A 26,165-nucleotide genomic window follows, 5' to 3' on the forward strand; every position below is an offset into this window, starting at 1 on the left:
CCAACCCCCGACGTCATGCTTACCAAGCAACTCGTTGATGCAAAACCTGTTTTTTGCGTCTACGCTGGGATTGGATCCGATGAACAGATGGATCTGTCCATTTTTTTCGCAATGAGGTGTCCATGAGTCAGGCGTTTCTCCCCTTCTCTCGCCCGAGTATCGGCGATGAAGAAATTGCGGCCGTCGAGCAGGTTCTGCGCTCGGGCTGGATCACCACCGGGCCGAAAAACCAGGCACTTGAAGAACAGTTCGCGCAGTACGTGGGTTGCAAGCACGCCGTTGCTCTCTCCTCCGCCACCGGCGGCATGCACATCACCCTGCTGGCCCTGGGCATCGGTCCCGGCGATGAAGTCATCACGCCGTCGCAGACCTGGGTCTCCACCGGCAACATGATTTCCCTGCTGGGCGCCACGCCGGTGTTCGTCGATGTCGACCGCGACACCCTGATGACCGACGCCGCCCGTATCGAAGCCGCCATCACGCCACGCACCAAAGCCATCATTCCGGTGCACTACGCCGGTGCCGCGTTCGATCTGGATCCGCTGTACGCACTGGCGGACAAGCACGGCATCGCCGTCATCGAAGACGCTGCCCACGCTGCCGGCACCCGCTACAAGGGCCGCCACGTCGGCTCCCACGGCACGGCGATCTTCTCGTTCCACGCGATCAAGAACATGACCTGCGCCGAAGGCGCGATGTTCGTCACCGACGACGAAGCCCTGGCCAGCCGCGTGCGCATGCTCAAATTCCACGGTCTGGGCGTCGATGCCTACGACCGACTGACCGGTGGCCGCAAGCCGCAGGCCCAGGTCATTGAGCCCGGCTTCAAGTACAACCTGTCCGACATCAACGCCGCCATTGCCCTGGTGCAACTGCAGCGTCTGGACGCCATCAATGCCCGCCGCACCGAGTTGGCCGGTCAGTACCTGCAAAAGCTCGAAGGCTTGCCGGTGCAGCCGCTGGCCGTGCCGCAGCAATACACCCAGCAACACGCCTGGCACCTGTTCATCCTGCGCATCGACAGCGAGCGTTGCGGGATGGATCGGGAAGCCTTCATGAAGGGTTTGCAGGAGCAAGGCATCGGCACCGGCATCCATTTCATCGCCACCCACCTGCACACCTGGTACCGCCAGCGTGACCCTGACCTGTATCTGCCCAACACCGAATGGAACTCGGCGCGGCTGTGCTCGATTCCGCTGTTCCCCGACATGACCGACCAGGATCTGGATCGTGTTGTCGGCGCCATCGCCACTCTTATGGACAAACGCTCGTGAGACCTTACCCGATTAAATGCGTGTCGATCGTCATCCCGGTCTACAACGAACAGGACAGTCTGCCTGAGCTGCTTCGGCGCACAGAGGCGGCCTGCGCCCAACTCAAACATGACTACGAAATCGTGCTGGTCGATGACGGCAGCCGCGACGAGTCGGCCAACATGCTGGAAGAAGCCGCCGGACGCGAAAACAGCCCGTTCGTGGCAGTCATCCTCAACCGCAACTATGGCCAGCACGCCGCGATCATGGCCGGTTTCGAGCAGTGCAAGGGCGACGTGGTGATCACCATCGACGCTGACCTGCAGAACCCGCCGGAAGAGATTCCGCGTCTGGTGGCCGAAGCCGAAAAGGGTTACGACGTTGTCGGCACCGTGCGTGGCAACCGTCAGGACTCCGCCCTGCGCCGCTACCCGTCGAAACTGATCAACCTCGCCGTGCAACGCTCCACCGGCGTGGCCATGAGCGACTACGGCTGCATGCTGCGCGCCTACCGCCGCACCATCATCGACGCCATGCTCGCCTGCCGCGAACGCAGCACGTTCATTCCGATCCTGGCCAACAGCTTCGCCCGCCACACCACCGAAATCGTCGTGGCCCACGCCGAACGTGAGCACGGCGACTCGAAATACAGCCCGATGCGCCTGATCAACCTGATGTTCGATCTGGTCACCTGCATGACCACCACGCCGCTGCGTCTGCTGAGCATCGTCGGCTTCGCGATGGCAGGTCTGGGCGCACTGTTCGCCGTTGCGCTGATCGTGCTGCGCCTGGCGTTCGGTGCAGGCTGGGCCGGTGACGGCACGTTCGTACTGTTTGCGGTGCTGTTCGTGTTCACCGGTGGCCAGTTCATCGGCATGGGTCTGCTGGGTGAATACCTGGGACGCATGTACAGCGACGTGCGCGCCCGTCCGCGCTTCTTCATTGAAAAGGTGTTGCGCAGCCAGCCGGCCTCCCCGGCACCTGCGGTCACCGTTGACGGCCTTACTTCCAATTCCACTTCCGATCAGGTTCTCTCATGAGTGCAAAAACTGTTGTCTTCGCTTACCACGATATTGGCTGCGCCGGCATTGAAGCCCTGCTTAACAGCGGCTACGACATTGCAGCAGTGTTCACTCACGCCGACGATCCGAAAGAAAACGCCTTCTACGCCTCGGTTGCACAGCTGTGCGCCAGCAAAGGCATCCCGGTCCACGCCCCGGAAGACGCCAACCACCCGCTGTGGATCGAGCGCATCGCCAAACTCGACCCTGAGTACATTTTCTCGTTCTACTACCGCAACCTGCTGAGCGAGCCGCTGCTGGCACTGGCCAAAAAAGGCGCGTTCAACCTGCACGGCTCACTGCTGCCACGCTACCGTGGTCGCGCTCCGGCCAACTGGGTGCTGGTCAACGGCGAAACCGAAACCGGCGTCACCCTGCACCGCATGGTCAAGCGCGCTGATGCCGGCGCTATCGTTGCCCAGCAACGCGTTGCCATCGAGCGCAGCGACACCGGTCTGAGCCTGCACGCCAAACTGCGCACTGCCGCCAGCGACCTGCTGCGCGACACCCTGCCAAACATGCTGCAAGGCAAGATCACCGAAACTCCGCAAGACGAATCCAAGGCCACCGTATTCGGCCGTCGTACTCCGGCGGACGGCAAACTGGTCTGGGCCAAACCGGCCGAGCAGCTGTTCAACCTGGTTCGCGCCGTGACCCGTCCGTACCCGGGCGCCTTCTGCGCCGTGGGCGAGCACAAGCTGATCGTCTGGAGCGCCGAAGTCGTCAAGGGCAACGAAGGTCAGGCCCCTGGCCGTGTGATCAGCGTCGATCCGCTGCGCATTGCCTGCGGTGAAGATTCGCTGGTGATCAACGCCGGTCAGCGCAACGACAACGGCCTGTACCTGAGCGGCCCGCAACTGGCCAACGAACTGGGTCTGGTAGACGGCTCGCTGCTGCGCGGTGCCGAATCCGGTCGTGCGCCACGTCGCACCCGTGTGCTGATCCTGGGCGTCAACGGCTTCATCGGTAACCACCTGTCCGAGCGTCTGCTGCGTGACGACCGCTACGAGATCTATGGCCTGGACATCGGTTCCGACGCCATCGACCGCCTGCGCGACCACCCGCGTTTCCACTTCGTCGAAGGCGACATCAGCATTCACTCCGAGTGGATCGAGTACCACATCAAGAAGTGCGACGTGGTCCTGCCGCTGGTGGCCATCGCCACGCCGATCGAATACACCCGCAACCCGCTGCGCGTATTCGAACTGGACTTCGAAGAGAACCTGAAACTGGTTCGCTACTGCGTCAAGTACAACAAGCGCGTGATCTTCCCGTCGACTTCGGAAGTCTATGGCATGTGCCAGGACAAGAACTTCGACGAAGACAGCTCCAACCTGATCGTCGGCCCGATCAACAAGCAGCGCTGGATCTACTCGGTTTCCAAGCAACTGCTGGACCGCGTGATCTGGGCTTACGGCGCCAAGGGCCTGAACTTCACCCTGTTCCGTCCGTTCAACTGGATGGGGCCGCGTCTGGACCGTCTGGACTCGGCCCGTATCGGCAGCTCCCGCGCCATCACCCAGCTGATCCTGAACCTGGTGGAAGGCACTCCGATCCGTCTGTTCGACGGCGGCGAGCAGAAGCGCTGCTTCACCGACATCGCCGACGGCGTCGAGGCGCTGGCCCGCATCATCGACAACGACAACGATGTCTGCAACGGCCAGATCATCAACATCGGCAACCCGGAAAACGAAGCCAGCATCCGTCAGCTGGGCGAAGAACTGCTGCGTCAGTTCGAAGCTCACCCGCTGCGCAGCAACTTCCCTCCGTTCGCCGGTTTCCGCGACGTGGAAAGCAAGGCTTTCTACGGTGCCGGTTACCAGGACGTGGAACACCGCAAGCCAAGCATCGCCAACGCCAAGCGCCTGCTGAACTGGGAGCCGACCGTGGAAATGCGCGAGACCATCGGCAACACCCTGGACTTCTTCCTGCGTGAAGCCATGCTCGAAATCGCGGACAAGCGTTAATGCAGGCAGGTCTTCGTATCGATGTCGACACCTACCGAGGCACCCGTGAAGGGGTGCCCCGGTTGCTGGAAATCCTCGACGAAGCGCAGGTCAAGGCAACGTTTTTCTTCAGTGTCGGCCCGGACAACATGGGCCGACATCTGTGGCGCCTGATCCGCCCGCAGTTCCTCTGGAAAATGCTGCGTTCCAACGCCGCCGGCCTTTACGGCTGGGACATTCTGCTGGCCGGGACCGCCTGGCCGGGCAAACCGATCGGTCGCGATCTCGGGCACCTGATGCGTCAGGCCCGGGACGCCGGCCATGAAGTCGGCCTGCACGCCTGGGATCACCACGGCTGGCAGGCCAATGCCGGCACCTGGAGCGACGCGCAACTGATCGAGCAGATCCGTCGCGGCGTCGACACCCTGAGCGACATCATCGGCGAGAAAATCCAGTGCTCGGCCGCCGCCGGATGGCGCGCGGACGAGCGCGTGGTCGAAGCCAAAGAGACCTTCGGTTTTCGCTACAACAGCGATTGCCGCGGGAATCGGCTGTTTCGACCGCTGCTGGCCGATGGTTCAGTGGGGGCGCCGCAGATTCCGGTGGACATGCCGACCTTCGACGAGGTGGTCGGCCCGACCGTGGCGGCGAAGGACTTCAACGCCTTCATTCTTGACCGGTTCCGCCCGGACAACCTCAACAACTACACCATTCATGCCGAAGTAGAAGGGATTCTGATGGCCGACGATTTTCGCCGTTTGCTGGCCGATGCACGCCAGCGAGAAATCGAGTTCAAGCCTTTGGGCGATCTGTTGCCCGAGTTTCTCAACACATTGCCGGTCGGCCGTGTGCAGCGTGGCGTCCTCGAAGGCCGCGAAGGCTGGCTGGGAGTGCAAGGGGCATGAGCAAACGCTGGGCACTGCCGCTGCTGATCGGACTGTTTCTGCTTGCCTACCTGCTGCCACTCGGCACCCATGGCCTGTGGATTCCCGATGAAACCCGTTACGCCCAGATCAGCCAGGACATGCTGCTGAGCGGCAACTGGGTGTCCCCGCATTTCATGGGCCTGCGTTATTTCGAGAAACCGATTGCCGGTTACTGGATGATCGCTCTGGGTCAGGAACTGTTCGGGCAAAACCTGTTTGGCGTGCGTTTCGCCTCGGCCCTCAGCACCGGTTTGAGTGTGCTGTTGTGCTTCCTGGTTGCCCGTCGCCTGTGGAACGAGCCGAGCAAAAGCTTCATCTGCGCCCTGCTCTACATGAGCTTCACGGTGGTTGCCGGTCAGGCTGGTTATGCCAACCTCGATCCGCAATTCACGTTCTGGGTCAACCTGAGCCTCGTCGCCCTGTGGTTTGCCGTCGACAGTCGCAGCACCCGGCAACGCGTGATCAGCTGGGCCGTCCTGGGGCTGGCCTGCGGCATGGGGTTCATGACCAAGGGTTTTCTCGCCTGGCTGCTGCCGGTGCTGATCGCCCTGCCCTGGATGCTCTGGCAGAAACGCTGGCGTGAACTGCTGATCTACGGTCCGGTGGCGGTTGCCGTGGCGATCATCGTCAGCCTGCCGTGGGTGCTGGCCGTGCACAGTCAGGAACCGGATTACTGGCGGTTCTTCTTCTGGCACGAACACATCCGCCGCTTTGCCGGTGACGATGCCCAACACGACGCGCCATGGTGGTTCTACCTGCCATTGCTGGTTGCCTTCAGCCTGCCATGGGTCGGCATGCTGGTGCCGGCGTTCAAGCAAGCCTGGCAGACCCGTACCCAACCGGGCATTGCCTTCCTGCTGCTGTGGCTGGTGATGCCGCTGGCGTTTTTCAGCACCGCCAACGGCAAACTGCCGACCTACATCCTGCCGTGCCTGCTGCCGCTGGCGCTGTTGCTGGGTCATGCCTTGGCCGACCGTTTGCGTCTGGAACAGGGCCGAGCCTTGAGCATCAACGGTTTGCTGAACCTGGTGCTGGGTGTCGTCACGCTGATCGCACTGGTTTACCTGCAACTGAAAAAACCGGTGTACGACCATGAGCTGCACAGCATGGTGCTGGTGTTCATTGCGCTGATCGGCTGGATCATCGCCAACCTTGCGCAGGCGTTTCTGCCGCTGCAGTGCTGGGCTGCTCCGGCGCTCGGCAGTCTGCTGCTGATCGGCGTGCTGCCGGCGGCGCTGCCGAAGTCGGTGGTGGCCAACAAGACGCCGGACCAGTTCATCCTGCATCACCTCGACGAACTGTCCGGCACCACGCACCTGCTGAGCAACGATCTCGGTGCTGCTTCGGCACTGGCCTGGCGCCTGAAGCAACCCAAGGTGGCGTTGTACAACACCGTGGGCGAGCTGAAGTACGGCCTGAGCTATCCCGAAGGCGCGGAACAGCGGATCACCACCGATGAAGTCCAGCAGTGGGTACGCGATGCCCGCCGCACCGGCTCGGTCGGCGTGGTCATGCGGGTCAAGGGCGACGACGAGCTGCATGAAGTCGACCTGCTGCCCAAGGACGGCACCCGTTATGAGCAAGGTAACCTGGTGATCATTGTCCTGCCCAAGGATCCGTCATGAGCTGGTTGCTGTTGCTGACGGCGTGTCTGCTGACGTGCCTGGGTCAGGTTGCACAGAAGTACGCGGTGGAGAGCTGGCGCGGGGTCGACTCGTCCTGGGCCGACAAACTGCGCTCGCCGTGGCTGTGGCTGGCGCTGTTCGCACTCGGTTCGGGCCTGCTGGTCTGGCTGCTGGTGTTGCAACGCCTTGAGGTGGGCATCGCTTATCCGATGCTCAGCCTCAACTTTGTGCTGATCACCCTGATCGCGCGTTTCGTGTTTCGCGAACCGATCGATCGCCAGCACTGGATCGGCGTCGCACTGGTCATCGGCGGCGTGGCACTGCTGGGGCAACAGTCATGAGTCAGGGACGCGGAATCGGTTTCGCCCTGGGCAGCGTGTTGCTGGTCAGCGGCGCCCAGTTGGGCATGCGCTGGAGCATGACGCGCCTGCCGCAGCCGGAACAATGGTTGTCGGCCCTGAGCAGCGGCAGCGTCGATCTGTCGGCGCTGGCGGTGGTTGTCACGGCCATTCTCGCCTACGCACTGTCGATGCTCTGCTGGCTCGCCGCCCTGCGTGACCTGCCGCTGGGCCGGGCCTATTCGCTGCTGAGCATCAGCTATGCGCTGGTGTATCTGTTGGCGGCCAGTCTGCCGCTGTTCAACGAATCTTTCAGTTTCACCAAATCACTGGGCGTGGCACTGGTCATGCTCGGTGTCATCACTATCAACACTCGTCCGGCACAAGCGCCCGATTTGAGGAGTGCTCCATGAAAATCACAGTATTTGGAAGCGGTTACGTCGGCCTGGTGCAAGCCGCGGTTCTGGCCGAGGTCGGCCATGATGTCGTGTGCATGGATATCGATCAGAAGAAGGTCGAGCTGCTCAGCCAGGGTCACGTCAGCATCTTCGAACCGGGCCTGTCGAGCCTGGTCCGTGAAGGCCTGGATTCCGGTCGTCTGCACTTCACTTCCGATGAGAAAACCGCCGTGCTTCACGGTCGCGTCGCCTTCATTGCCGTGGGCACACCGTCCAGCGAAGATGGCTCGGCCGACCTGAAATACGTGCTGTCGGTGGGCGACGCCGTTGCCCGTCATCGCGAGCAACCGCTGATCCTGGTGGAAAAATCCACCGTACCGGTCGGCACCGGCGACACCCTGCGCGCCCATATCCAGGCCGCGCTGGACAAGGCCGGTCGCGCGCTGCAGTTCGATATCGTCTCCAACCCGGAATTCCTCAAGGAAGGTTCGGCGGTCTCCGACTGCCGTCGTCCGGACCGCATCGTCATCGGCTGCGAAGGCGATGAAGTGCGTGACGTGATGCGCGACCTGTACTCGCCGTTCAACCGCAACCATGACCGCATCATGTTCATGGACCTGCGCAGTGCCGAGCTGACCAAGTACGCCGCCAACTGCATGCTGGCGACCAAAATCAGTTTCATCAACCAGATCGCCGAACTGGCCGAACACCTGGGCGCCGACATCGAGTCGGTCCGTCAGGGCATCGGCGCCGACACGCGCATCGGTTACCACTTCATCTACCCGGGCTGCGGCTACGGCGGCTCGTGCTTCCCCAAAGACATGCGCGCGCTGATCCACAGTGCCGAACAGGCCCATTGCTCCAGCGACCTGCTGCAAGCGGTCGAGGCGATCAACGAACGCCAGAAGCACAAGCTGTTCGACCGCATCAACGCGTTCTACAAGGGTGATCTGCGCGGCAAGACCTTCGCTTTGTGGGGGCTGGCGTTCAAGCCGAACACCGACGACATGCGCGATGCGCCAAGCCGCGTGCTGCTTGATTCGCTGTTCGCCGCCGGCGCCAGCGTTCGTGCGTTTGACCCGGAAGCGATGCAGGAAACCCAGCATCTGTACCCGAACGAAGAAAAACTGATGCTGATGGGCACCCCGGAATCGGTGCTTGCCGGTTCCGACGCGCTGATCATCTGCACCGAATGGCAACAGTTCAAGGCGCCGGATTTCGATCTGATCCAGCAACGCCTCAAGGATCCGGTGATCTTCGACGGCCGTAACCTGTACGACGCCGATCGTCTGTCGCGCAATGGCTTCAAGTACTTCCCGATCGGCCGTGGGGACTCGCGCAAGCTGCCGATCCCGCTGCAACAATGGCCTAACTCCGCGGACGTCGCTTGATTACGTTGTCGCCTGCCATCCGCCGGCAGTCCCTGATCGCAGGGCTGCTGGCACTGTTGTTGTTTATTGCCGGGGTTTATGGACAGGCACCCATTGGCTTTGATTCACGCTTTGTACTGTTTGCCCAGGAAATGCTGCGACACGGGCCGACGGTATTCCCGACCACCTACAGCCAGCCGTACGCCGATTATTCGGCGTTATCGACGCTGTTCATCTGGCTGTTGGCGTTGCCTTTCGGCGCGATCAATACCCTGACCGCGTGGTTGCCCAGCGCCATTGCCGGCGGGGTGATCGTGATGTTGATGTACCGCTTGCTGGCGGTACATTCGCAACGCTGGGCATTGATCAGCATTGCACTGCTGATGCTCACCAGCACCTTCATCACGGAAGTCCGCGCGGTATCGCAAGACCTGATGCTGGCCGCCGTCGCGTTGTCGGTGTTCTATCTGGGTTACGCGCACGACCATTTTGGCTCCGGCCGACGCTGGCCGCTGATTTTCGTCCTGTTGTTGCTGGGTTTCGGCATTCGCGGGCCGATCGGGCTGGTGGTGCCGACCGGCATGCTCTGCAGTTATTACCTGCTCAACCGTCAGTGGACACGGCTGTTCGTGTTCGGTGTGCTGGCGTCGATCCTGCTCGCGGCGTGTGTCGGCCTGTTGTTGTGGCTGGCCAAGCTCAGCGGCGGCGAGGCGTTCCTGCAAGACGTGATCCGCATGCAGTTCATGGGGCGCATGGATGGCAGTGAAGGTGTCAGCGGCTCGCTGTACTACTTCACCAGTTCGCTGGGCAATTACGCGCTGGCTTATCCGCTGGCCATTGTGGTGCTGGCGGCGGCGTGGCTGAGCAAACCGCATCAGCGCGGACCGGCCTTGCGGCTGGTGCAATATTGCGCGGCGGCCGGATTGATCGTCATGGTCGGCCTGTCGATTCCACAGGCGAAGAAGGCGCGTTACCTGCTGCCGATGTTGCCAATGGCCGCGATCATCGCCGCGTATCCGTTCCAGGTGGCTCACGGTCGGGTATTCGCCTGGTTGCGCGGGATCATTCAGGCCCTGTGGCTGCTGACGCCGCTGTTGCTGATCGTTGCCCTGCTGGTTGCGCGACGCAAGTTCCCGGAGCTGTTGACCGGTGTCATGCCGGTGCTGATCGTGCTGGGCCTGCTGCAACTGCTGGCGTTGTCGCGACTGTGGAAGCCGCGCTGGCGTGCCGAAGTGCTGGCCCTGAGCGCGGTGCTGGCGCTGTGGACGGTCTATGCAGCCGTGTTCGAGCCGGTGGAACGCGCGCTCTATGACACCCGTTCTTTCAGTCGTGCGGCGTTCGCCCAGGTTCAACAGAACCCGGCCCCGCTGGTGCTGCACGGCATGGGCAAGGACGCCAAGGCGATCAAGTTCATGGTCAACGTCGAACAGGACCTGCAACCGCAGTTCACCGAAACCGTCCAGCAACTGGAAGCACTCCAGGGGCCGGCCTGGCTGATCATGGACAGCAAGGACCTGCAGTCACTGCAAGGCACGCCGCTGGCCAGCCTGCAACCGGTACTGAGCGGTCGCTTCGACAAGAACGATTACGTGCTGTTGTACTTGAAACCCTTGTAGACCTCGCTGAAGGCTGCGATCTTGCGGAGCTTCCCAGGATCGCAGCCATCGGCAGTACCCGCATGACATTTCTCATTCGCCCCGCCCGGCCCGCAGACGCGGCCACCCTCCCCGCCATCGAACGTTCGGCCGCTGAACTGTTTCGTCTGGATCCTGCACTGGCCTGGCTGGCCGACAGCGATGTACCCGACGCCGCGCGGCATTTGCACGCCATCGAACAGGCCACGGTGTGGGTGGCAGAAAATATCGACGGACAACTGGCAGGCTTTCTAAGAGCCGTTGAAATCGACAGGCAACTGCATGTCGAGGAACTCTCCGTCAGCCAACACTTTCAGGGCCAGGGCATCGGTCGCAAGTTACTGTCGGGCGTGATTGAACACGCGCGACGGCAGCAACTTGAGGCGATCACGCTGACCACTTTTCGCGACCTGCCGTGGAATGCGCCGTTTTATCAGCGAATGGGGTTTGTCGTACTGGACGACGAAAATATCGGAACTCATCTTGCCGAGGCCTTGCGCGACGAAATTGCCCACGGCCTTCCCGGTAAACGTCGCTGCGCCATGCGCCTGTCGCTTCCCTGATATCACGACCGCCTCGCGCACGCTTGACCGCTAACCGGCACGCGGTGAGGATGGCTACGCCGCTCGTATCCGAATCTGAAATAAGGACATTGATCTTTTCGTGGCCACTTACTCGCGCCTTATTCGCCGGCTGATGATCACCTCGTTGACCATCGTCATCAGCCGCGCCCTGATCAGCCCTCTATTGACCCTGTTCCTGAGCAACAAACTGGGGCTCGACCCTCAGGATGTCGGGCTGTTGCTGGGCATCGCGGTGTTCAGCGCCACGCTGCTGTCACTCTATGGCGGCTACATCATCGACCGCCTCGACAAACGTCAGTTGCTGATCCTGACCATGCTGTCGAGCGGCGTTGGCCTGATTCTGCTGACGTTCGCGCAGAACCTGTATCTGGTGACGCTGGTGCTGATCATCAGCGAAACCGCTTCGGCGCTATTTCTGATTGGCTCCAAGGCCATCCTCAGTGAGAACCTGCCCGTCGGCCAACGGGTGAAAGCGTTTTCGCTGAATTACACGCTGACCAATATCGGCTATGCCATCGGCCCGATGATCGGCGTGGTGATTGCCGGCATCCAGCCCACCGCGCCGTTTATCGTTGCTGGCGCGATTGCCTGCGGCAGCATGTTTCTGCTGCTCGGTGTCTCGCGGGAAGCCGATCCGCAATCGTCGGGCAAACAGCCGCAGAGTTTCCTGGACACGCTTAGAATCCTCAAGAACGACCGCACGATGGTCCTGTTCACTTTGGGCTGCCTGCTCAGCACACTGGTTCACGGGCGGTTCACCCTGTATCTGTCGCAGTACCTGTTGGTGACTCACACCCAACAGCAGACGCTCGACACCATGGCCGCTTTGCTTGCCTGCAATGCGATTACCGTCATCCTGCTGCAATACCAGATCGGTCGTCTGCTCAAGCGTGAACATCTGCGGCGCTGGATAGCTGGCGGCACAGCGTTGTTCATCGGCGGGCTGATCGGTTTCAGCATGGCCGACAGCCTCATTGGCTGGTGTGTAGCGATGTTCATCTTCACCCTGGGCGAAATGATCATCTATCCGGCGGATTTCCTGTTCGTCGACACCCTCGCCCCGGAAGCCCTGCGCGGCAGCTACTACGGCGCGCAGAACCTTGCCGCACTGGGTGGTGCCTTGAGCCCGGTGATGTGTGGTTTCCTGCTGATGCACACTCCGGCGCCGAGCATGTTCTATGCGTTGAGTGCACTGGCGGCGCTGGGTGGATACTTGTGCGTGGTCAGTGGGCGTCGAATTAAAACAGTTCAAAAATAATGCACTGAAGCTGCATTTATATGAATTTGTCAGCATCGAGATTGCTTGGCACACTGTGCGCGTTCCTCCCCCAATAGTTGGAACGCTTAGAAGGACTTTCCGGATTGACGGACAAGTCCTTTTTTTTGCCTTCGGTTTTCTTCAAAGGATCGCGTCTTCATGCTCGCTCGCTGGTTGCCCGCTGCCATCAACACCCGCCCCACCGAATGGAGCCGCGCCGCCATCGGCATGGCACTTGGCACGCTGTTCAGCGTGTGGGCATGCAGTCAGGTGTTCGGCATCGAAGTGGCCTACCACCTGATCGGCCCGCTGGGAGCGTCGGCGGTGTTGCTGTTCGCCGTATCCTCCGGCGCCCTCGCCCAGCCGTGGTCGATCATTGGTGGCTACCTGTGTGCGGGCGTCGTGGCGTTGCTGGTGGCTCATGTCCTTGGCCGAACGTTGGGCAGCGCCTGTCTGGCGGCGGGCATGGCGTTGATCCTGATGTGCTGGCTGCGCTGCCTGCATCCGCCGGCCGGCGCGGTGGCCTTGACGATGGTGCTGGCCGATCCGACGACCATCGCCATGGACTGGAAAGCCCTGGAACCGGTGATGCTCAGCGCCGCGTGCATGCTGCTGGCCGCTTTGGCCTACAACAACCTGACCCGCATCCGCTACCCGAAACGCCCCGCCGAACCGGCGCCGGCCGTGGCACCGGTCGATTCCCAGGCCATCACGGCCGAGGATCTGAAATTGGCGCTGGCTGATATGGAGGCGTTCATTGATGTGACGCCGGAGGACCTGGAACAGTTGATTCATGCCAGTGAGTTGCACGCCAGACGGCGGAGCATTGGCCAGGTGTTCCGCTGAGTCCAGAGCCTGCCCCTGTCAGCGTTGTCGATTGAAGAGAAGCCGCGATCCCGTGCATTCAGCCCAAGGCAAAAATGCAGACACCCCATGCACATATCCCCGTTGTACACGGCAAATTTGCACTGTTACGATCCGCTAACGCCCGCGCGCGGGCTTCTCGAATAAAGACAATAAAAGCAGGGAGTTAGTGATGACTGCTCAGGCTTCATCCCCGCGGACTTCGTCCATGGATGCCACGCAAAACGAAGTGCTGGCCGAGGTTCGCAATCACATCGGTCATCTGACCCTCAATCGCCCCGCCGGCCTCAATGCCCTGACCCTCGACATGGTGCGCCAGCTCCAGCAACACCTGGATGCCTGGGCCGCTGATGCCTATATCCACGCAGTCGTGCTGCGCGGTGCCGGCGAAAAAGCCTTCTGTGCCGGTGGCGACATTCGTTCCCTGTACGACAGCCATAAAAGCGGCGACACGCTGCACGAAGACTTCTTCGTCGAGGAATACGCCCTCGACCTGACGATCCACCACTACCGCAAACCGGTGCTGGCGCTGATGGACGGTTTCGTTCTCGGTGGCGGCATGGGCCTGGTGCAAGGCGCCGACCTGCGAGTGGTCACCGAAAAGAGCCGTCTGGCAATGCCGGAAGTGGCCATCGGTTATTTCCCGGATGTCGGCGGCAGTTATTTCCTGCCGCGCATTCCCGGTGAGCTGGGGATTTACCTGGGCGTCAGCGGTGTACAGATTCGTGCGGCGGATGCGCTGTATTGCGGCCTCGCCGACTGGTATCTGGACAGCAGCAAACTCGGCACCCTCGACGAACAGCTCGACCACCTGGAGTGGCACGACACGCCGCTGAAAGACCTGCAAAACCTGCTGGCCCGTCACGCCGTGCAAACCCTGCCGGATGCGCCGCTCGAAGCCTTGCGCCCGGCCATCGACCACTTCTTCGCCTTGCCTGACGTGCCGAGCATCGTCGAGCAACTGCGCGCCGTCACCGTTGCCGACAGCCATGAGTGGGCGACCACCACCGCCGACCTGCTGGAAACCCGCTCGCCGCTGGCCATGGGCGTGACCCTGGAGATGCTGCGTCGCGGCCGGCACCTGAGCCTGGAACACTGCTTCGCCCTCGAGCTGCACCTGGATCGCCAGTGGTTCGAACGCGGCGACCTGATCGAAGGCGTGCGCGCCTTGCTGATCGACAAAGACAAATCACCACGCTGGAACCCGCCGACCCTTGCCGCGCTGCACGCCGAGCACGTCGCGAGTTTCTTCCACGGTTTCGAAGAGAGCGGGAGCTGAGCCATGCACGATCTCGAATTGACTGAAGACCAGGTAATGATCCGCGACATGGCCCGGGACTTTGCCCGTGGCGAAATCGCCCCTCACGCCCAGGCCTGGGAAAAGGCCGGCTGGATCGATGACGGTCTGGTGGCGAAGATGGGCGAACTCGGCCTGTTGGGCATGGTGGTGCCGGAAGAATGGGGCGGCACTTATGTCGACTACGTGGCCTATGCGCTGGCGGTGGAAGAAATTTCCGCCGGCGACGGCGCCACCGGCGCCTTCATGAGCATTCACAATTCGGTGGGCTGCGGCCCGGTGCTCAATTACGGCAGCGAAGAACAGAAACAGACCTGGCTGGCGGATCTGGCCAGCGGCGCGGTGATCGGCTGCTTCTGCCTGACCGAACCCCAGGCCGGCTCCGAAGCGCATAACCTGCGCACCCGCGCCGAACTGCGCGATGGGCAATGGGTGATCAACGGCGCCAAGCAATTTGTCAGCAACGGCAAACGGGCGAAACTGGCGATTGTATTTGCCGTGACCGATCCGGATCTGGGCAAGCGCGGTATCTCGGCGTTCCTCGTGCCGACAGACACACCAGGGTTCATCGTCGACCGCACCGAACACAAGATGGGCATCCGCGCTTCCGACACCTGCGCGGTGACGTTGAACGATTGCCGTATTCCCGAAGCGAACCTGCTGGGTGAGCGCGGCAAAGGCCTGGCCATTGCCCTTTCCAACCTTGAAGGCGGGCGCATCGGCATTGCCGCGCAAGCACTGGGCATCGCCCGTGCGGCGTTTGAAGCGGCGCTGGGTTACGCCCGTGATCGGGTGCAGTTCGGCAAGGCCATCGTCGAGCACCAGAGCATCGCCAACCTGCTGGCGGACATGCAGACGCAGATAAACGCGGCACGGCTGATGATCCTGCACGCGGCGCGGCTGCGTACGGCAGGCAAACCGTGTCTGTCGGAGGCTTCGCAGGCCAAGCTGTTTGCGTCGGAAATGGCTGAGAAGGTGTGCTCGTCAGCGATTCAGATTCATGGCGGGTATGGGTATCTGGAGGATTACCCGGTGGAGAAGTATTACCGGGATGCGCGGATTACCCAGATTTATGAGGGCTCGAGCGAGATACAGCGGATGGTGATTGCTCGGGAGTTGAAGAACTACCAGCTCTAAAAGCATCGCCAGCAGGCTGGCTCCCACTGGGATTTGTGTAATCACAGATCCAATGTGGGAGCCAGCCTGCTGGCGATAGAAGCGCCGCGTTACTTGCCTTGGAATTCAGGTGGCCGCTTGGCCACAAACGCCGCCATCCCTTCTTTCTGATCCTGCGTCGCAAACGCCGCATGGAACACCCGGCGCTCGAAGCGCACACCTTCAGTCAGGTTGACTTCAAACGCGCGGTTGACGCTTTCCTTGACCATCATCGCAATCGGCAACGATTTGCTGGCGATCACCGCAGCGACTTTCAGCGCTTCATCCAGTAACTCGTCGCTCGGCACGATGCGCGCAACGATGCCGCAACGCTCGGCTTCCACCGCGTCGATCAAACGCCCGCTCAGGCACATTTCCATGGCCTTGGCCTTGCCCACGGCGCGGGTCAGGCGCTGGGTGCCGCCCATGCCCGGCAGTACGCCAAGGTTGATTTCCGGCTGGCCGAATTTGGCGTTGTCGCCGGCCAGGATGAAGTCGCACATCAGCGCCAGTTCACAGCCACCGCCAAGGGCAAAACCGTTGACCGCCGCGATGATCGGTTTGCGGCGGTTGGCCACGCGGTCGCTGTCGCTGAACAGGTCGTCCATGTAGATCTGCGGGTAGGTCAGCTCGGCCATTTCCTTGATGTCGGCGCCGGCGGCGAAGGCTTTTTTCGAGCCGGTGATGACGATGCAGCCGATGTTCGCATCGGCCTCCAGACCATCGAGGGCGCGGTTCACTTCGCTGACCAGTTGCGCGTTGAGGGCATTCAGCGCCTGCGGGCGATTGAGGGTAATGACGCCGACGCGGCCATGGGTTTCCAGCAAAATCGTTTCGTAACTCATGTGCAGATTCCTTCTCAAAGATTGCGCGAAATGACCATGCGCTGAATGTCGCTGGTGCCTTCGTAGATCTGGCAGACCCGCACGTCGCGGTAGATGCGCTCCAGCGGGAAGTCGTTGAGGTAACCGTAACCGCCGAGGGTTTGCAAGGCCATGGAGCAGACCTTCTCGGCCATTTCCGAGGCGAACAGTTTGGCCATCGACGCCTCGACCAGCGCCGGCTGACCGCTGTCACGCAGTGCCGCAGCGTAATGCACCATCTGCCGCGCCACGGCGATCTGGGTGGCCATGTCCGCCAGGCGGAACGCCACGGCCTGGTGCTCGATGATCGGCTTGCCGAAGGTGTCACGTTCACGGGCGTAATCGCGCGCCGCTTCGAACGCGGCGCGGGCCATGCCCACCGATTGCGAAGCGATGCCGACGCGGCCGCCTTCAAGGTTGGCCAGGGCGATCTTGTAACCCTCACCCTCCTCGCCCAAACGGTTGGCCACCGGCACTTTTACGTCTTCGAACAGTATCTGGCAGGTGTCCGAGGCGTGCTGGCCGAGTTTGTCTTCGACCCGGGCGACTTTGTAGCCCGGCGAGTCGGTCGGCACGATGAACGCCGTGATCCCGCGTTTGCCGGCGCTCGGGTCGGTGACCGCAAACACAATCACGATCCCGGCGTTCTGCCCGGAGGTGATGAACTGTTTGCAGCCATTGAGCACGTAGTGATCGCCTTCAAGGCGTGCACGGGTTTTCAGGCTGCTGGCGTCGGAACCGGCCTGAGGTTCGGTCAACGCGAAGGCACCGAGCATCTCGCCGCTGGCCAGCGGTTTGAGGAAACGTTCGCGCTGGTCGTCGTTGCCGAATTTGAGGATCGGCACGCAACCCACCGAGTTGTGCACGCTCATGATCGTCGAGCAGGCGCCGTCGCCGGCGGCGATTTCTTCCAGGGCCATGGCGTAGGCCAGGTAACCGGTGTCGCAACCGCCCCACTGCTCCGGCACCAGCATGCCGAAGAAGCCCAACCCGGCCATTTCGCCGATGGCTTCTTTCGGGAAGCGGTGTTCGCGATCCCACTCGGCGGCGAACGGTTTCAGCCGTTCCTCGGCAAACTGCCGGGCCATGTCGCGGATTTGTTGTTGGTCGTCATTGGGAATCATGGCAAATCCTTAACTCGGGTTCAGACGCACTCGACCGCCATCGCCGTGGCTTCGCCGCCGCCGATGCAGATCGCCGCGACGCCACGCTTCAGGCCTTTCTGGCGCAGGGCCGAGAGCAAGGTCACCAGAATCCGCGCACCGGACGCGCCAATCGGGTGGCCCAGGGCGCAGGCGCCGCCGTGGATGTTGAGTTTGTCGTGGGGGATTTCCAGATGGGTCATCGCCGCCATGCCGACCACGGCAAACGCTTCGTTGACCTCGAACAGATCAACCTGAGCCAGCGACCAGCCGGTTTTCTTCATCAGCTTCTTGATCGCGCCAATCGGTGCCACCGGGAACAGGCCCGGGGTGTCGGCAAACGCGGCGTGACCGTGAATCACCGCCAGCGGTTTCAGCCCCTGTTTCTGCGCTTGCGACTGACGCATCAGCACCAGCGCGGCGGCGCCGTCGGAGATCGAGCTGGAGTTGGCTGCGGTCACGGTGCCGCCCTCGCGGAACGCCGGTTTCAGCGAAGCGATCTTGTCCAGTTTGGCTTTTGGCGGTTGCTCGTCGTTGCTGATGACCACTTGTTCCTTGCCGACGGTCACGGTCAGCGGAACGATTTCGTCCTTGAAGCTACCGTCCTTGATCGCCTGCTGGGCGCGGGTGGTCGAGGCGATGGCGAAGGCGTCCTGGGCTTCGCGGCTGAAGTCGTTGGTTTCGGCGCAATCCTCGGCGAAGGTCCCCATCAGGCGGCCCTTGTCGTAGGCGTCTTCGAGGCCGTCGAGGAACATCGAATCCAGCACCCGGCCGTGGCCCATGCGGTAACCGGCGCGGGCGCGGTCCAGCAGGTACGGCGAGTTCGACATGCTTTCCATGCCACCGGCGATCACCACATCGGCGCTGCCGGCCAGCAGCATGTCGTGGGCGAGGATGGTGGTTTCCATGCCCGAGCCGCACATCTTGTTGACGGTGGTACAGCGAGTGGATTTGTCCAGCCCGGCGCCCAGTGCGGCCTGACGCGCAGGCGCCTGGCCGAGACCGGCCGGCAGTACGCAGCCGAACAGCACTTCATCGACCGCATCGGAGGCGACACCGGCGCGTTCCACTGCAGCCTTGATTGCAGCGGCGCCGAGTTGCGGCGCGGTCAGGCTTTTCAGTTCGCCCTGGAAGCCGCCCATTGGGGTGCGGACGGCGCTGACGATGACAATCGGATCGTTGGAGATGGTCATGGGAAATCCTCCTTATTTGGCGGCCATGCGCAAGGCACCGTCGAGACGGATCACCTCGCCGTTGAGCATGCTGTTTTCAATGATGTGCCGCACCAGCGCAGCGTACTCGGCAGGTTTGCCCAGACGCGGCGGGAACGGCACGCCGGCGGCCAGCGAATCGCGCACTTCCGGGGTCATGCCGGCCATCATCGGGGTTTCGAAAATGCCCGGGGCGATGGTCATCACGCGGATGCCGAAGCGCGCCAGTTCGCGGGCGGCAGGCAGGGTCAGACTGGCGATGGCGCCTTTGGAGGCGGAATACGCGGCCTGACCGATCTGGCCGTCAAACGCAGCAACGGACGCGGTGTTGATGATCACGCCACGTTCGCCGTCGGCATTGGCCTCGCTTTCGGCAATCGCTGCCGCTGCGAGGCGCAGCATGTTGAAGCTGCCGATCAGATTGACGTTGATCACCTGGGCGAAGCTCGCCAGCGCGTGCGGGCCGTTCTTGCCGAGGATCTTCTCGCCGCGAACGATGCCGGCGCAGTTCACCAGCCCGTTGAGGCTGCCAAAGGCTTTGACGGTCGCCTGCACAGCGGCTTCGGCAGCGGCTTCGTTGCTGATATCGGCCACTACGCTCTGCGCGCCGAGGCGCTGGGCCTGGGCAGCGACGGCGTCGGCATTCATGTCCACCAGCATCACTTTGGCGCCGGCGTTCACCAGCAACTCAGCGGTGGCGGCTCCCAGGCCGGATGCGCCGCCGGTGACGATAAAAACCTTGTTCTCGATCTGCATGACTGTTTCCTTGGATTCAAGCTGAAACGTTGTGCGCCGCAGCCTCTTGAGCCTTGGCGATTTCCTGGTTGCGCAAGATAAAGCGCTGCAATTTGCCGCTCGGGGTTTTCGGCAACTCGCTGACAAATTCGATTTCACGGGGGTACGAATGCGCGGCCAGACGCTTGCGCACGTGCTGACGCAACTCTTCGGCCAGCGCCGGTTCGGCGCGGTATTGCGGGTTGAGCACGACGAAAGCTTTGACCAGTTCAGTGCGCTCCGGATCGGGTTTGCCGACCACCGCAGCTTCGACCACTGCCGGGTGCTCGATCAGTGCGCTCTCCACGTCGAACGGGCCGACCCGGTAGCCGGAAGTGGTGATCACGTCGTCACTGCGGCCGACAAAGCTGATGCTGCCGTCCGGGTTCCACTCCACGGTGTCGCCGCTCAGGTAGTAATCCCCAACGAAAGCCTTGGTCGGTGCGCCTTCGTAACCGGCGAACCAGCACATCGGCGACTGTGTGCGGTCGATGGCAAGAATCCCGGGCTGGCCGATGCCGAGTTCGTTGTATTGGTCGTCGAGCACCACGATGCGATGACCCGGCGAAGCAAAACCGGCGGCGCCGAGGTGGATCGGATGTTCGAGGCCGTGGTGGTTGCACAGGACCATGCCCAGTTCGGTCTGGCCATAGTGGTCGTGAATGACCACGCCGAGGTTGTCGGCGAACCAGCGAATCACCTCCGGGTTCAACGGTTCGCCAGCGCTGCTGACGATGCGCAGTTTGCCCTTGATCGATTTGGCGAACTCATCGCCACCGGCAATCAACAGGCGATAGGCCGTGGGCGACCCGGTGAGGTTGGTGATCCCGTATTTGTTGATGACCCGGCAGGTGCTTTCGAGGGTGAACGGGCCATCGTAGAAAGTGATCGGATGGCCCATCGACAACGGGCCGGTCACGCCGAAATAGATGCCGTAGGCCCAGCCCGGATCGGCGACGTTCCAGAATGCATCTTCCGGGCGTAGATCCACGGCGTCGCGGGTGTAGCTCTGAAATGCCACGACAGCCTTGAGCGGCACCGACAGTGCTTTCGACGGGCCGGTGGTGCCCGAGGTGAACATCAGCAGGAACGGGTCTTCACCGGTCAGCATCACCGGTTCGCAGACGCTGGAATGATTGGGCAGCTCGGCCCAGAAACTGAAATCGCCACGGACGATGCCCTGGCCTTTCGGGCCGCCGACGGTGACCAGTGTCGGGCATTCGGCGACTTCACTGAGCTTCGGCCGGTTGACTGCATCGGTGACCACCACTTTGGCACCGGAGCTGTTCAGGCGATGTTCGAGGGCTTTGGGGCCGAACGCGGTAAACAGCGGTTGATACACCGCGCCGATGCGCCAGGTGGCGAACACGGTGATCAGTAATTCGATGTTGCGCGGCAGCAGGCCGGCGACCTTGTCGCCCTTCTGCACGCCTTGGGCCAGAAGGAAATTGGCGAAACGCGCGGCTTTGTCCTGCAAGTCGCTGAAGGTGTAAGTCGCACTGGCGCCATCGCGACCCTCCCAGAACAGCGCGATGCGCCCTGGCAACGCGTGACGGTCACAACATTCGATGCAGGCGTTGAGCGCCTCGAGCGAGCCGCTGAGTGCGGCGTCCACGGTGTGCTGATAATCAAACTGCTGGGTGGCAGACAAGTAATCGCGCATTGCCAGAATCCCTCTGTGTTTTTATTAGGTCGGGGAACCGTAAACATCAGAGGAATACTCGCGCCGCACGCCGGCTGCGGCAATGGTCAAAGCCCTCAAAGTGGATGACTGGTTTGGCCAAGAATCGGGGTTGATACTGATCGTTCCCACGCAGAGCGTGGGAACGAGGTGAGATGCGGGTCAGACCGCTTCGTTGAGAATCAGGCTGCGATAGTGTCCCGGATTGGTCCCCGACCACTTGCGAAACGCCTTGTAGAACGAGCTCGCATCGGCAAATCCCAGGCGTGTGGCGATGTCGACAAAACTGATCGAAGGCTCCGCCAGCCAGGTGATCGCCAGTTCCTTGCGCACGCTGTCCTTGAGGCCTTGATAGGTTTGCCCTTCTTCGGCCAGACGCCGACGCAGGGTGGAAGCCGACATGCACAATTGCTGGGCCAGGGCTTCGGTTTCCGGCCACTGTTCGGCGGGTAGTTGCCGCAGATCCTGCTTGATCCGGCTGGCGAGGCTTTCCGGGTCGCGGTACTTCACCAGAATGTTGGCCGGGGCATGGGCGAGGAAGCGTTTCAACTCCTCGGCGCTGCGCTTGATCGGCAGATCCAGCACGTCGGCGGCAAAGATCATCCGCGTGCGCGGCCGGTCGAAGCGCAGGTTTTCCGAGAACATCACCCGATAGTCATCACAGAAGTCCGGCGCCGGGCAGCGCAACTCGATGGCCAGGATCGGAATTCGCCGCCCCGCCAGCCAGCACGCCACGCCGTGGACGATCATCCAGTAAGTGAAATAGGTAAAGGCGCGGCGCGGTTCCGCGTCATCCTCCAGCAGCACGATCTCCGCCAGACTTTGCTGATGCACCAGTTGCGCGGGCATGCGCTCAAGCATCAGCGACAGGAAATTCAGACCGGTACTCAATCCCGCAGCCAGGTTCGGCTGGGCCATCGCGCTGCGGCAGAGGAATTCCAGACTGCCGGATTTCAGCTTGCGCGGGTCCATGCCAAAGAACTCGTCATCACCCCGCCGCGCCAGCAATCGCCATAACCGCGCGTACTGGCTGGCCGGGACGCGGGCGTCATCGGTGGCCAGCAGCGCCGGATCGATGCCGACCTTGTTCAAGACTTCTTCCGTGGCCACGCCCCGGGCACAACTTTGCTGCAGTGCTTCGCGCACCAGTTGAATGGCGATGGTGTCTTTTTCCGACATGGATCGAGGCAAATCCTGTTGTTGTTCGAGTGGCTGGCATCTTAACGCAGCAGCCCGGGCACGGCTTGCTTCATCCGGAATGGCCGTGACGCATTTGAGAATGGTTGATCTTCAAGCCTGTTCAGCTACCGTTCAGGTAAATGTCAATGACTGACATGTGAGAATGACTTTCATTATGTTACAACTTGTAACCTCATTTCGTTACACAGTGGATGCCGAATGCTCGTTCCCTTTTTGATCATGCTGCGCGAAGGCATTGAAGCCGCACTGATCGTTGGCATTATCGCCAGCTACCTGCAACAGACCGGCCGTGGCCAATGGATGCCGGCGGTGTGGATCGGCGTGTTTCTCGCCGCTGCGCTGGCCTTGCTGGTGGGCGGTGGCCTGGAGCTGGTCAGCGCCGAATTCCCGCAGAAACAGCAGGAACTGTTCGAAGGCGTGGTCGGCCTCGTCGCCGTGGGCATTCTCAGTTCCATGGTGTTCTGGATGCGCAAGGTGGCGCGTTCGATCAAGCATTCGCTGCAGGCGTCCCTCGATCATGCGCTGACGGCGTCGAAGCATCAGGTCATCGCGCTGATTGCCATGGTGTTTTTCGCCGTCGCCCGGGAAGGACTGGAAACCGTGTTCTTCCTGCTCGCCGTGTTCCAGCAGAGCGAAGGCCCGGGCGCGCCGATCGGCGCCCTGCTCGGCCTGATCCTGGCCATCGTCGTCGGCTTCCTGATCTACAGCGGCAGCATGCGCCTGAACCTGTCGGCGTTCTTCCGCTGGACCGGACTGTTCATCCTCGTGGTCGCTGCCGGGATTCTCTCCAACTCGGTGCAGGCACTGCATGAAGCCGGCGTCTGGAATCACCTGCAAACCGTGCTCTTCGACTTCAGCGCAACGCTGCCGATGGACGGCCCGCTGGGCTCGGTGCTGGCCGGCATGTTCGGTTATCAGGATGCGCCGACCATCAGCACCCTCGGCGCATACCTGATCTATCTGGTGGTGGCGCTGGTGATGTTCTTCTATCCGGCTCCCGCCCCGGCGTCCAAAGCCGCCGCTTCGAATTCCGCTTCCAGTCAATAAGGGCCTCCATGTCAAAGCCTAATACTCCCCAGGCATCCCCTCCCCGCGCCTTGCGCTGGGCGGTGGCCGGTTCGGTGGTCGTGATGATCGCCGCCGGTGGCCTGTTCTACTACGCCTCGAAAATGGCTGCGGCCAAGCGTCAGCACAACCATGACGAAGTGGTGGTCAACATCCACCCCGGCAGTTGCGAGCCGAACGAGCTGAGCGTACCCGCCGGGCGCGCCAGTTTCCGCATCGTCAACCGCTCCGACCGGGCGGTGGAATGGGAAATCCTCGACGGCGTGCTGGTGATCGAAGAACGCGAAAACATCGCACCGGGCCTGAGCCAGGTGATCAACGCCAACCTGCAACCCGGCGACTACGCCATCACCTGTGGCCTGCTGAGCAATCCGCGCGGCGTGCTGCATGTGACGCCGACCGCTGCCTCGGACGCCGCCGCCAAGGCCAAGCCGTCGATGGTCGCTTTCGTCGGGCCGCTGTCGGAGTTCCGGGTGTATCTGGCCACCCAGGGCAGCGCGCTGATCAGAGCCGTCACGGCGCTGAATCAGGCAATTAACAGCGGTGATCTGGCCCAGGCGCAAGCAGCGTATCTGCCGGCCCGTGCCGCGTATCAGCGTCTGGCCCCGGCCGCACAACGCCTGGCCGAGCTGGACAACAGCATTAATGCCCGCGCCGATTACTTCGAGAAACGCGAGCAGGATCCGGCCTTCGTCGGCTTCCATCGCATCGAGTACGCGCTGTTCCAGCAACGCAACCTCGACGGTCTGTCGCCCATTGCCGAGCGCCTGCTGGGCGACGTCAACACGCTGAAACAACAGTTGCTGGCCCAATCGCTGCCGCCGGAGCAACTGGTGGAAATCCTCGTGCGCAACCTCAACACCCTGGCCGACGTGCGCGCCGCCAGCGGCGAAGAGGAACGCTACAGCCACGGCGACCTCAACGGCTTCGCGGCGAATCTGGAGACGGCGCACAAAGTCGTCGAACTGCTGCGACCGCTGCTGACGAAATCCGCCTCCGACCTGCTGCCGAAAATCGACAGCGCGCTGACTGATTTCGATAACACCCTGAACGGCTTCAAGGTCAAGGACGGCTACGCGAGTTACGACACCGTCAGCGGTGAACAACGCAAACAGATCGCCGACAAGGCCAAGACCCTGGCCGACGCTCTCGACGGCATCGATCCCGCCCTTGGCCTCTCCGGCCTGTAAGTAGAAGACGAATACCGATGAACGATTCCGAACACTTCAACCTGCAACGCCGTCGCGTACTGATGGGCATGGGCGCCGCCGGCGTCGCTCTGGCCGGCACCGCTCTGAGCTGCCCGGCAATGGCTGCTGCACCTGCACAAGTCAGCGAAGCACCGAGCAGCGACAAGACCCAGGATCATCACGACTTTCATGGCGTGCACCAGACCGGCATTGTCACCCCGCGCCCGGCATCCGGCATGCTGGTGTCGTTTGATGTGCTGGCCAGCGACCGCGAAGACCTCGAACGCCTGTTCCGTACACTCAACGAGCGCATCGCGTTCCTGATGAAGGGCGGCCCGGTGGCGCAGATCGACCCAAAATTGCCGCCGCCGGATTCCGGCATCCTCGGCCCGGTGGTCACGCCTGACAACCTGACGATCACGGTGTCGGTGGGCGAATCGCTGTTCGACGAGCGTTTCGGCCTCGCCGCCGCCAAGCCCAAGCGCCTGATCCGCATGGTCGGATTCCCCAACGATGCGCTGGAAGCCGATTGCTGCCACGGCGACCTGAGCCTGCAGTTCTGCTCCAACACCGCCGACACCAACATCCACGCCCTGCGCGACATCGTGAAAAACCTGCCGGACCTGCTGCTGGTGCGCTGGAAGCAGGAAGGCAGCGTGCCGCCGCAAGCCCCGGCCAAACCCGGCGTACCGGCGCAATCGGCGCGTAACTTCCTGGGTTTCCGCGACGGTTCGGCCAACCCGGATTCCAACGACGGCAAGGCCATGGATCGCATTGTCTGGGTGCAACCGGGCAGCGACGAGCCGGCCTGGGCGGCCCACGGCAGTTATCAGGCGGTGCGGATCATCCGCAACTTCGTCGAACGCTGGGACCGCACGCCGTTGCAGGAACAGGAAAGCATCATCGGCCGGGTGAAAACCACCGGCGCGCCGATGGGCGCCAGCCATGAAACCGAAGTCCCGGACTACAGCAAGGACCCGGAAGGCAAGCTGACCAAGCTCGACGCGCACATCCGCCTGGCCAACCCGCGCACCGCCGCGAGCCAGGCCAATTTGATCCTGCGCCGGCCCTTCAACTACTCCAACGGCGTGAACAAGAACGGCCAGCTCGACATGGGCCTGCTGTTCATCTGCTACCAGGCCGATCTGGAAAAAGGCTTCATCACCGTACAGACCCGCCTCAACGGCGAACCGCTGGAGGAATACCTCAAGCCGGTCGGCGGCGGTTACTTCTTCACCCTGCCGGGTGTTACGGGCGACAAGGATTTCATCGGTCGCTCGCTGCTCAACGCTACCCAACCAAAAACAACTGCATAGCATTCAACAGGAGC

At 62.1% G+C, this 26,165-nt stretch carries 23 protein-coding genes; 17 read left to right on the forward strand and 6 right to left on the reverse strand.

Translation table 11 applies throughout. The features are described 5' to 3' along the window. Positions 1–122: 122 nt before the first annotated feature. From arnB to DLD99_RS15025, 14 genes are all read left to right on the forward strand, one after another. Entirely contained in the window at positions 123–1,274 is a 1,152-nt protein-coding gene (gene arnB / locus DLD99_RS14960; protein WP_114883229.1) for a UDP-4-amino-4-deoxy-L-arabinose aminotransferase, read from the forward strand. Then, positions 1,271–2,293 (forward strand): undecaprenyl-phosphate 4-deoxy-4-formamido-L-arabinose transferase, encoded by a 1,023-nt coding sequence (arnC, locus tag DLD99_RS14965; protein ID WP_114883231.1) that lies wholly within the window; start codon positions 1,271–1,273, stop codon positions 2,291–2,293. The genes arnB and arnC overlap by 4 nt, the downstream gene beginning before the upstream one ends. After that, positions 2,290–4,281, forward strand: a complete 1,992-nt coding sequence (arnA, locus tag DLD99_RS14970) for a bifunctional UDP-4-amino-4-deoxy-L-arabinose formyltransferase/UDP-glucuronic acid oxidase ArnA (protein ID WP_114883233.1) — start codon at positions 2,290–2,292, stop codon at positions 4,279–4,281. The genes arnC and arnA overlap by 4 nt, the downstream gene beginning before the upstream one ends. Next, positions 4,281–5,165 carry a 4-deoxy-4-formamido-L-arabinose-phosphoundecaprenol deformylase gene (gene arnD / locus DLD99_RS14975; protein WP_085709968.1) on the forward strand — a complete coding sequence of 295 codons (885 nt, stop codon included), beginning with the start codon at positions 4,281–4,283 and terminating at the stop codon, positions 5,163–5,165. The genes arnA and arnD overlap by 1 nt, the downstream gene beginning before the upstream one ends. Then, positions 5,162–6,811 carry a lipid IV(A) 4-amino-4-deoxy-L-arabinosyltransferase gene (arnT, locus tag DLD99_RS14980; protein WP_085709969.1) on the forward strand — a complete coding sequence of 550 codons (1,650 nt, stop codon included), beginning with the start codon at positions 5,162–5,164 and terminating at the stop codon, positions 6,809–6,811. Before arnD ends, arnT begins: the two co-directional genes overlap by 4 nt. Then, positions 6,808–7,152 carry a 4-amino-4-deoxy-L-arabinose-phosphoundecaprenol flippase subunit ArnE gene (arnE, locus tag DLD99_RS14985; RefSeq protein WP_065257283.1) on the forward strand — a complete coding sequence of 115 codons (345 nt, stop codon included), beginning with the start codon at positions 6,808–6,810 and terminating at the stop codon, positions 7,150–7,152. The genes arnT and arnE overlap by 4 nt, the downstream gene beginning before the upstream one ends. After that, on the forward strand, positions 7,149–7,562 hold the full coding sequence (gene arnF, locus DLD99_RS14990; protein ID WP_114883235.1) for a 4-amino-4-deoxy-L-arabinose-phosphoundecaprenol flippase subunit ArnF: 414 nt from the start codon (positions 7,149–7,151) through the stop codon (positions 7,560–7,562). The genes arnE and arnF overlap by 4 nt, the downstream gene beginning before the upstream one ends. Continuing rightward, the gene (locus DLD99_RS14995) at positions 7,559–8,938 is read left to right on the forward strand and encodes a UDP-glucose dehydrogenase family protein (protein WP_114883237.1); all 1,380 of its coding nucleotides are present in this window, start codon (positions 7,559–7,561) and stop codon (positions 8,936–8,938) included. The genes arnF and DLD99_RS14995 overlap by 4 nt, the downstream gene beginning before the upstream one ends. Further along, complete coding sequence (locus DLD99_RS15000) at positions 8,935–10,533, forward strand: ArnT family glycosyltransferase (protein ID WP_114883238.1); 1,599 nt, start codon at positions 8,935–8,937, stop codon at positions 10,531–10,533. Before DLD99_RS14995 ends, DLD99_RS15000 begins: the two co-directional genes overlap by 4 nt. Positions 10,534–10,595: 62 nt before the next feature. Beyond that, positions 10,596–11,114: a GNAT family N-acetyltransferase gene (locus DLD99_RS15005; protein ID WP_114883240.1), complete on the forward strand. Its 519-nt coding sequence runs from the start codon at positions 10,596–10,598 to the stop codon at positions 11,112–11,114. A gap of 100 nt (positions 11,115–11,214) precedes the next feature. Beyond that, positions 11,215–12,393 (forward strand): MFS transporter, encoded by a 1,179-nt coding sequence (locus DLD99_RS15010; protein ID WP_114883242.1) that lies wholly within the window; start codon positions 11,215–11,217, stop codon positions 12,391–12,393. Positions 12,394–12,552: 159 nt separating this feature from the next. Further along, positions 12,553–13,239 (forward strand): HPP family protein, encoded by a 687-nt coding sequence (locus tag DLD99_RS15015; protein WP_114883244.1) that lies wholly within the window; start codon positions 12,553–12,555, stop codon positions 13,237–13,239. A 190-nt stretch (positions 13,240–13,429) separates the two neighbouring features. Beyond that, a complete protein-coding gene (locus tag DLD99_RS15020; protein ID WP_114883246.1) occupies positions 13,430–14,536 on the forward strand; it encodes an enoyl-CoA hydratase/isomerase family protein in 1,107 nt (368 codons plus the stop codon). 3 nt (positions 14,537–14,539) lie between these two features. Next, complete coding sequence (locus DLD99_RS15025) at positions 14,540–15,691, forward strand: acyl-CoA dehydrogenase family protein (RefSeq protein ID WP_114883247.1); 1,152 nt, start codon at positions 14,540–14,542, stop codon at positions 15,689–15,691. An 89-nt stretch (positions 15,692–15,780) separates the two neighbouring features. On the opposite strand, the gene DLD99_RS15030 is transcribed toward DLD99_RS15025, so the two are convergent. The 6 genes from DLD99_RS15030 to DLD99_RS15055 form a co-directional block, all read right to left on the reverse strand. Then, a complete protein-coding gene (locus tag DLD99_RS15030; protein ID WP_085709980.1) occupies positions 15,781–16,554 on the reverse strand; it encodes an enoyl-CoA hydratase in 774 nt (257 codons plus the stop codon). A 14-nt stretch (positions 16,555–16,568) separates the two neighbouring features. Beyond that, complete coding sequence (locus tag DLD99_RS15035) at positions 16,569–17,696, reverse strand: acyl-CoA dehydrogenase (RefSeq protein ID WP_114883249.1); 1,128 nt, start codon at positions 17,694–17,696, stop codon at positions 16,569–16,571. Between the two features lie 20 nt (positions 17,697–17,716). After that, positions 17,717–18,907 (reverse strand): acetyl-CoA C-acyltransferase, encoded by a 1,191-nt coding sequence (locus DLD99_RS15040; RefSeq protein WP_114883251.1) that lies wholly within the window; start codon positions 18,905–18,907, stop codon positions 17,717–17,719. Positions 18,908–18,919: 12 nt separating this feature from the next. Beyond that, complete coding sequence (locus DLD99_RS15045) at positions 18,920–19,681, reverse strand: SDR family NAD(P)-dependent oxidoreductase (protein ID WP_114883253.1); 762 nt, start codon at positions 19,679–19,681, stop codon at positions 18,920–18,922. Between the two features lie 16 nt (positions 19,682–19,697). Beyond that, the gene (locus tag DLD99_RS15050; RefSeq protein WP_114883255.1) at positions 19,698–21,362 is read right to left on the reverse strand and encodes an AMP-binding protein; all 1,665 of its coding nucleotides are present in this window, start codon (positions 21,360–21,362) and stop codon (positions 19,698–19,700) included. A gap of 180 nt (positions 21,363–21,542) precedes the next feature. Further along, positions 21,543–22,559, reverse strand: coding sequence for an AraC family transcriptional regulator (locus DLD99_RS15055; protein WP_114883257.1), 1,017 nt, complete (start codon positions 22,557–22,559; stop codon positions 21,543–21,545). A gap of 219 nt (positions 22,560–22,778) precedes the next feature. On the opposite strand from DLD99_RS15055, the gene efeU reads away from it, so the two are divergent. From efeU to efeB, 3 genes are read left to right on the forward strand one after another with little or no spacing between them, the layout of a single operon-like run. Next, a complete protein-coding gene (gene efeU / locus DLD99_RS15060; protein WP_114883259.1) occupies positions 22,779–23,627 on the forward strand; it encodes an iron uptake transporter permease EfeU in 849 nt (282 codons plus the stop codon). An 8-nt stretch (positions 23,628–23,635) separates the two neighbouring features. Continuing rightward, positions 23,636–24,835 carry an iron uptake system protein EfeO gene (gene efeO / locus DLD99_RS15065; RefSeq protein ID WP_114883261.1) on the forward strand — a complete coding sequence of 400 codons (1,200 nt, stop codon included), beginning with the start codon at positions 23,636–23,638 and terminating at the stop codon, positions 24,833–24,835. A gap of 17 nt (positions 24,836–24,852) precedes the next feature. Beyond that, entirely contained in the window at positions 24,853–26,151 is a 1,299-nt protein-coding gene (efeB, locus tag DLD99_RS15070; RefSeq protein WP_114883263.1) for an iron uptake transporter deferrochelatase/peroxidase subunit, read from the forward strand. The last annotated feature ends 14 nt before the right edge of the window (positions 26,152–26,165 follow it).

It is taken from the genome of Pseudomonas kribbensis (genome assembly GCF_003352185.1).
Lineage (GTDB): Bacteria > Pseudomonadota > Gammaproteobacteria > Pseudomonadales > Pseudomonadaceae > Aquipseudomonas > Aquipseudomonas kribbensis.

What these genes read in the sequence shown, in the direction of transcription:
- DLD99_RS15055 (WP_114883257.1), bottom strand. Translation starts at nt 22,559, where the DNA reads ATGTCGGAAAAAGACACCATCGCCATTCAACTGGTGCGCGAAGCACTG.
- DLD99_RS15050 (WP_114883255.1), bottom strand. Translation starts at nt 21,362, where the DNA reads ATGCGCGATTACTTGTCTGCCACCCAGCAGTTTGATTATCAGCACACC.
- efeB (WP_114883263.1), top strand. Translation starts at nt 24,853, where the DNA reads ATGAACGATTCCGAACACTTCAACCTGCAACGCCGTCGCGTACTGATG.
- arnF (WP_114883235.1), top strand. Translation starts at nt 7,149, where the DNA reads ATGAGTCAGGGACGCGGAATCGGTTTCGCCCTGGGCAGCGTGTTGCTG.
- arnE (WP_065257283.1), top strand. Translation starts at nt 6,808, where the DNA reads ATGAGCTGGTTGCTGTTGCTGACGGCGTGTCTGCTGACGTGCCTGGGT.
- DLD99_RS15045 (WP_114883253.1), bottom strand. Translation starts at nt 19,681, where the DNA reads ATGCAGATCGAGAACAAGGTTTTTATCGTCACCGGCGGCGCATCCGGC.
- DLD99_RS15025 (WP_114883247.1), top strand. Translation starts at nt 14,540, where the DNA reads ATGCACGATCTCGAATTGACTGAAGACCAGGTAATGATCCGCGACATG.
- DLD99_RS15040 (WP_114883251.1), bottom strand. Translation starts at nt 18,907, where the DNA reads ATGACCATCTCCAACGATCCGATTGTCATCGTCAGCGCCGTCCGCACC.
- DLD99_RS15020 (WP_114883246.1), top strand. Translation starts at nt 13,430, where the DNA reads ATGACTGCTCAGGCTTCATCCCCGCGGACTTCGTCCATGGATGCCACG.
- arnA (WP_114883233.1), top strand. Translation starts at nt 2,290, where the DNA reads ATGAGTGCAAAAACTGTTGTCTTCGCTTACCACGATATTGGCTGCGCC.
- DLD99_RS14995 (WP_114883237.1), top strand. Translation starts at nt 7,559, where the DNA reads ATGAAAATCACAGTATTTGGAAGCGGTTACGTCGGCCTGGTGCAAGCC.
- arnD (WP_085709968.1), top strand. Translation starts at nt 4,281, where the DNA reads ATGCAGGCAGGTCTTCGTATCGATGTCGACACCTACCGAGGCACCCGT.
- DLD99_RS15005 (WP_114883240.1), top strand. Translation starts at nt 10,596, where the DNA reads ATGACATTTCTCATTCGCCCCGCCCGGCCCGCAGACGCGGCCACCCTC.
- DLD99_RS15015 (WP_114883244.1), top strand. Translation starts at nt 12,553, where the DNA reads ATGCTCGCTCGCTGGTTGCCCGCTGCCATCAACACCCGCCCCACCGAA.
- efeU (WP_114883259.1), top strand. Translation starts at nt 22,779, where the DNA reads ATGCTCGTTCCCTTTTTGATCATGCTGCGCGAAGGCATTGAAGCCGCA.
- arnT (WP_085709969.1), top strand. Translation starts at nt 5,162, where the DNA reads ATGAGCAAACGCTGGGCACTGCCGCTGCTGATCGGACTGTTTCTGCTT.
- DLD99_RS15035 (WP_114883249.1), bottom strand. Translation starts at nt 17,696, where the DNA reads ATGATTCCCAATGACGACCAACAACAAATCCGCGACATGGCCCGGCAG.
- efeO (WP_114883261.1), top strand. Translation starts at nt 23,636, where the DNA reads ATGTCAAAGCCTAATACTCCCCAGGCATCCCCTCCCCGCGCCTTGCGC.
- DLD99_RS15030 (WP_085709980.1), bottom strand. Translation starts at nt 16,554, where the DNA reads ATGAGTTACGAAACGATTTTGCTGGAAACCCATGGCCGCGTCGGCGTC.
- arnB (WP_114883229.1), top strand. Translation starts at nt 123, where the DNA reads ATGAGTCAGGCGTTTCTCCCCTTCTCTCGCCCGAGTATCGGCGATGAA.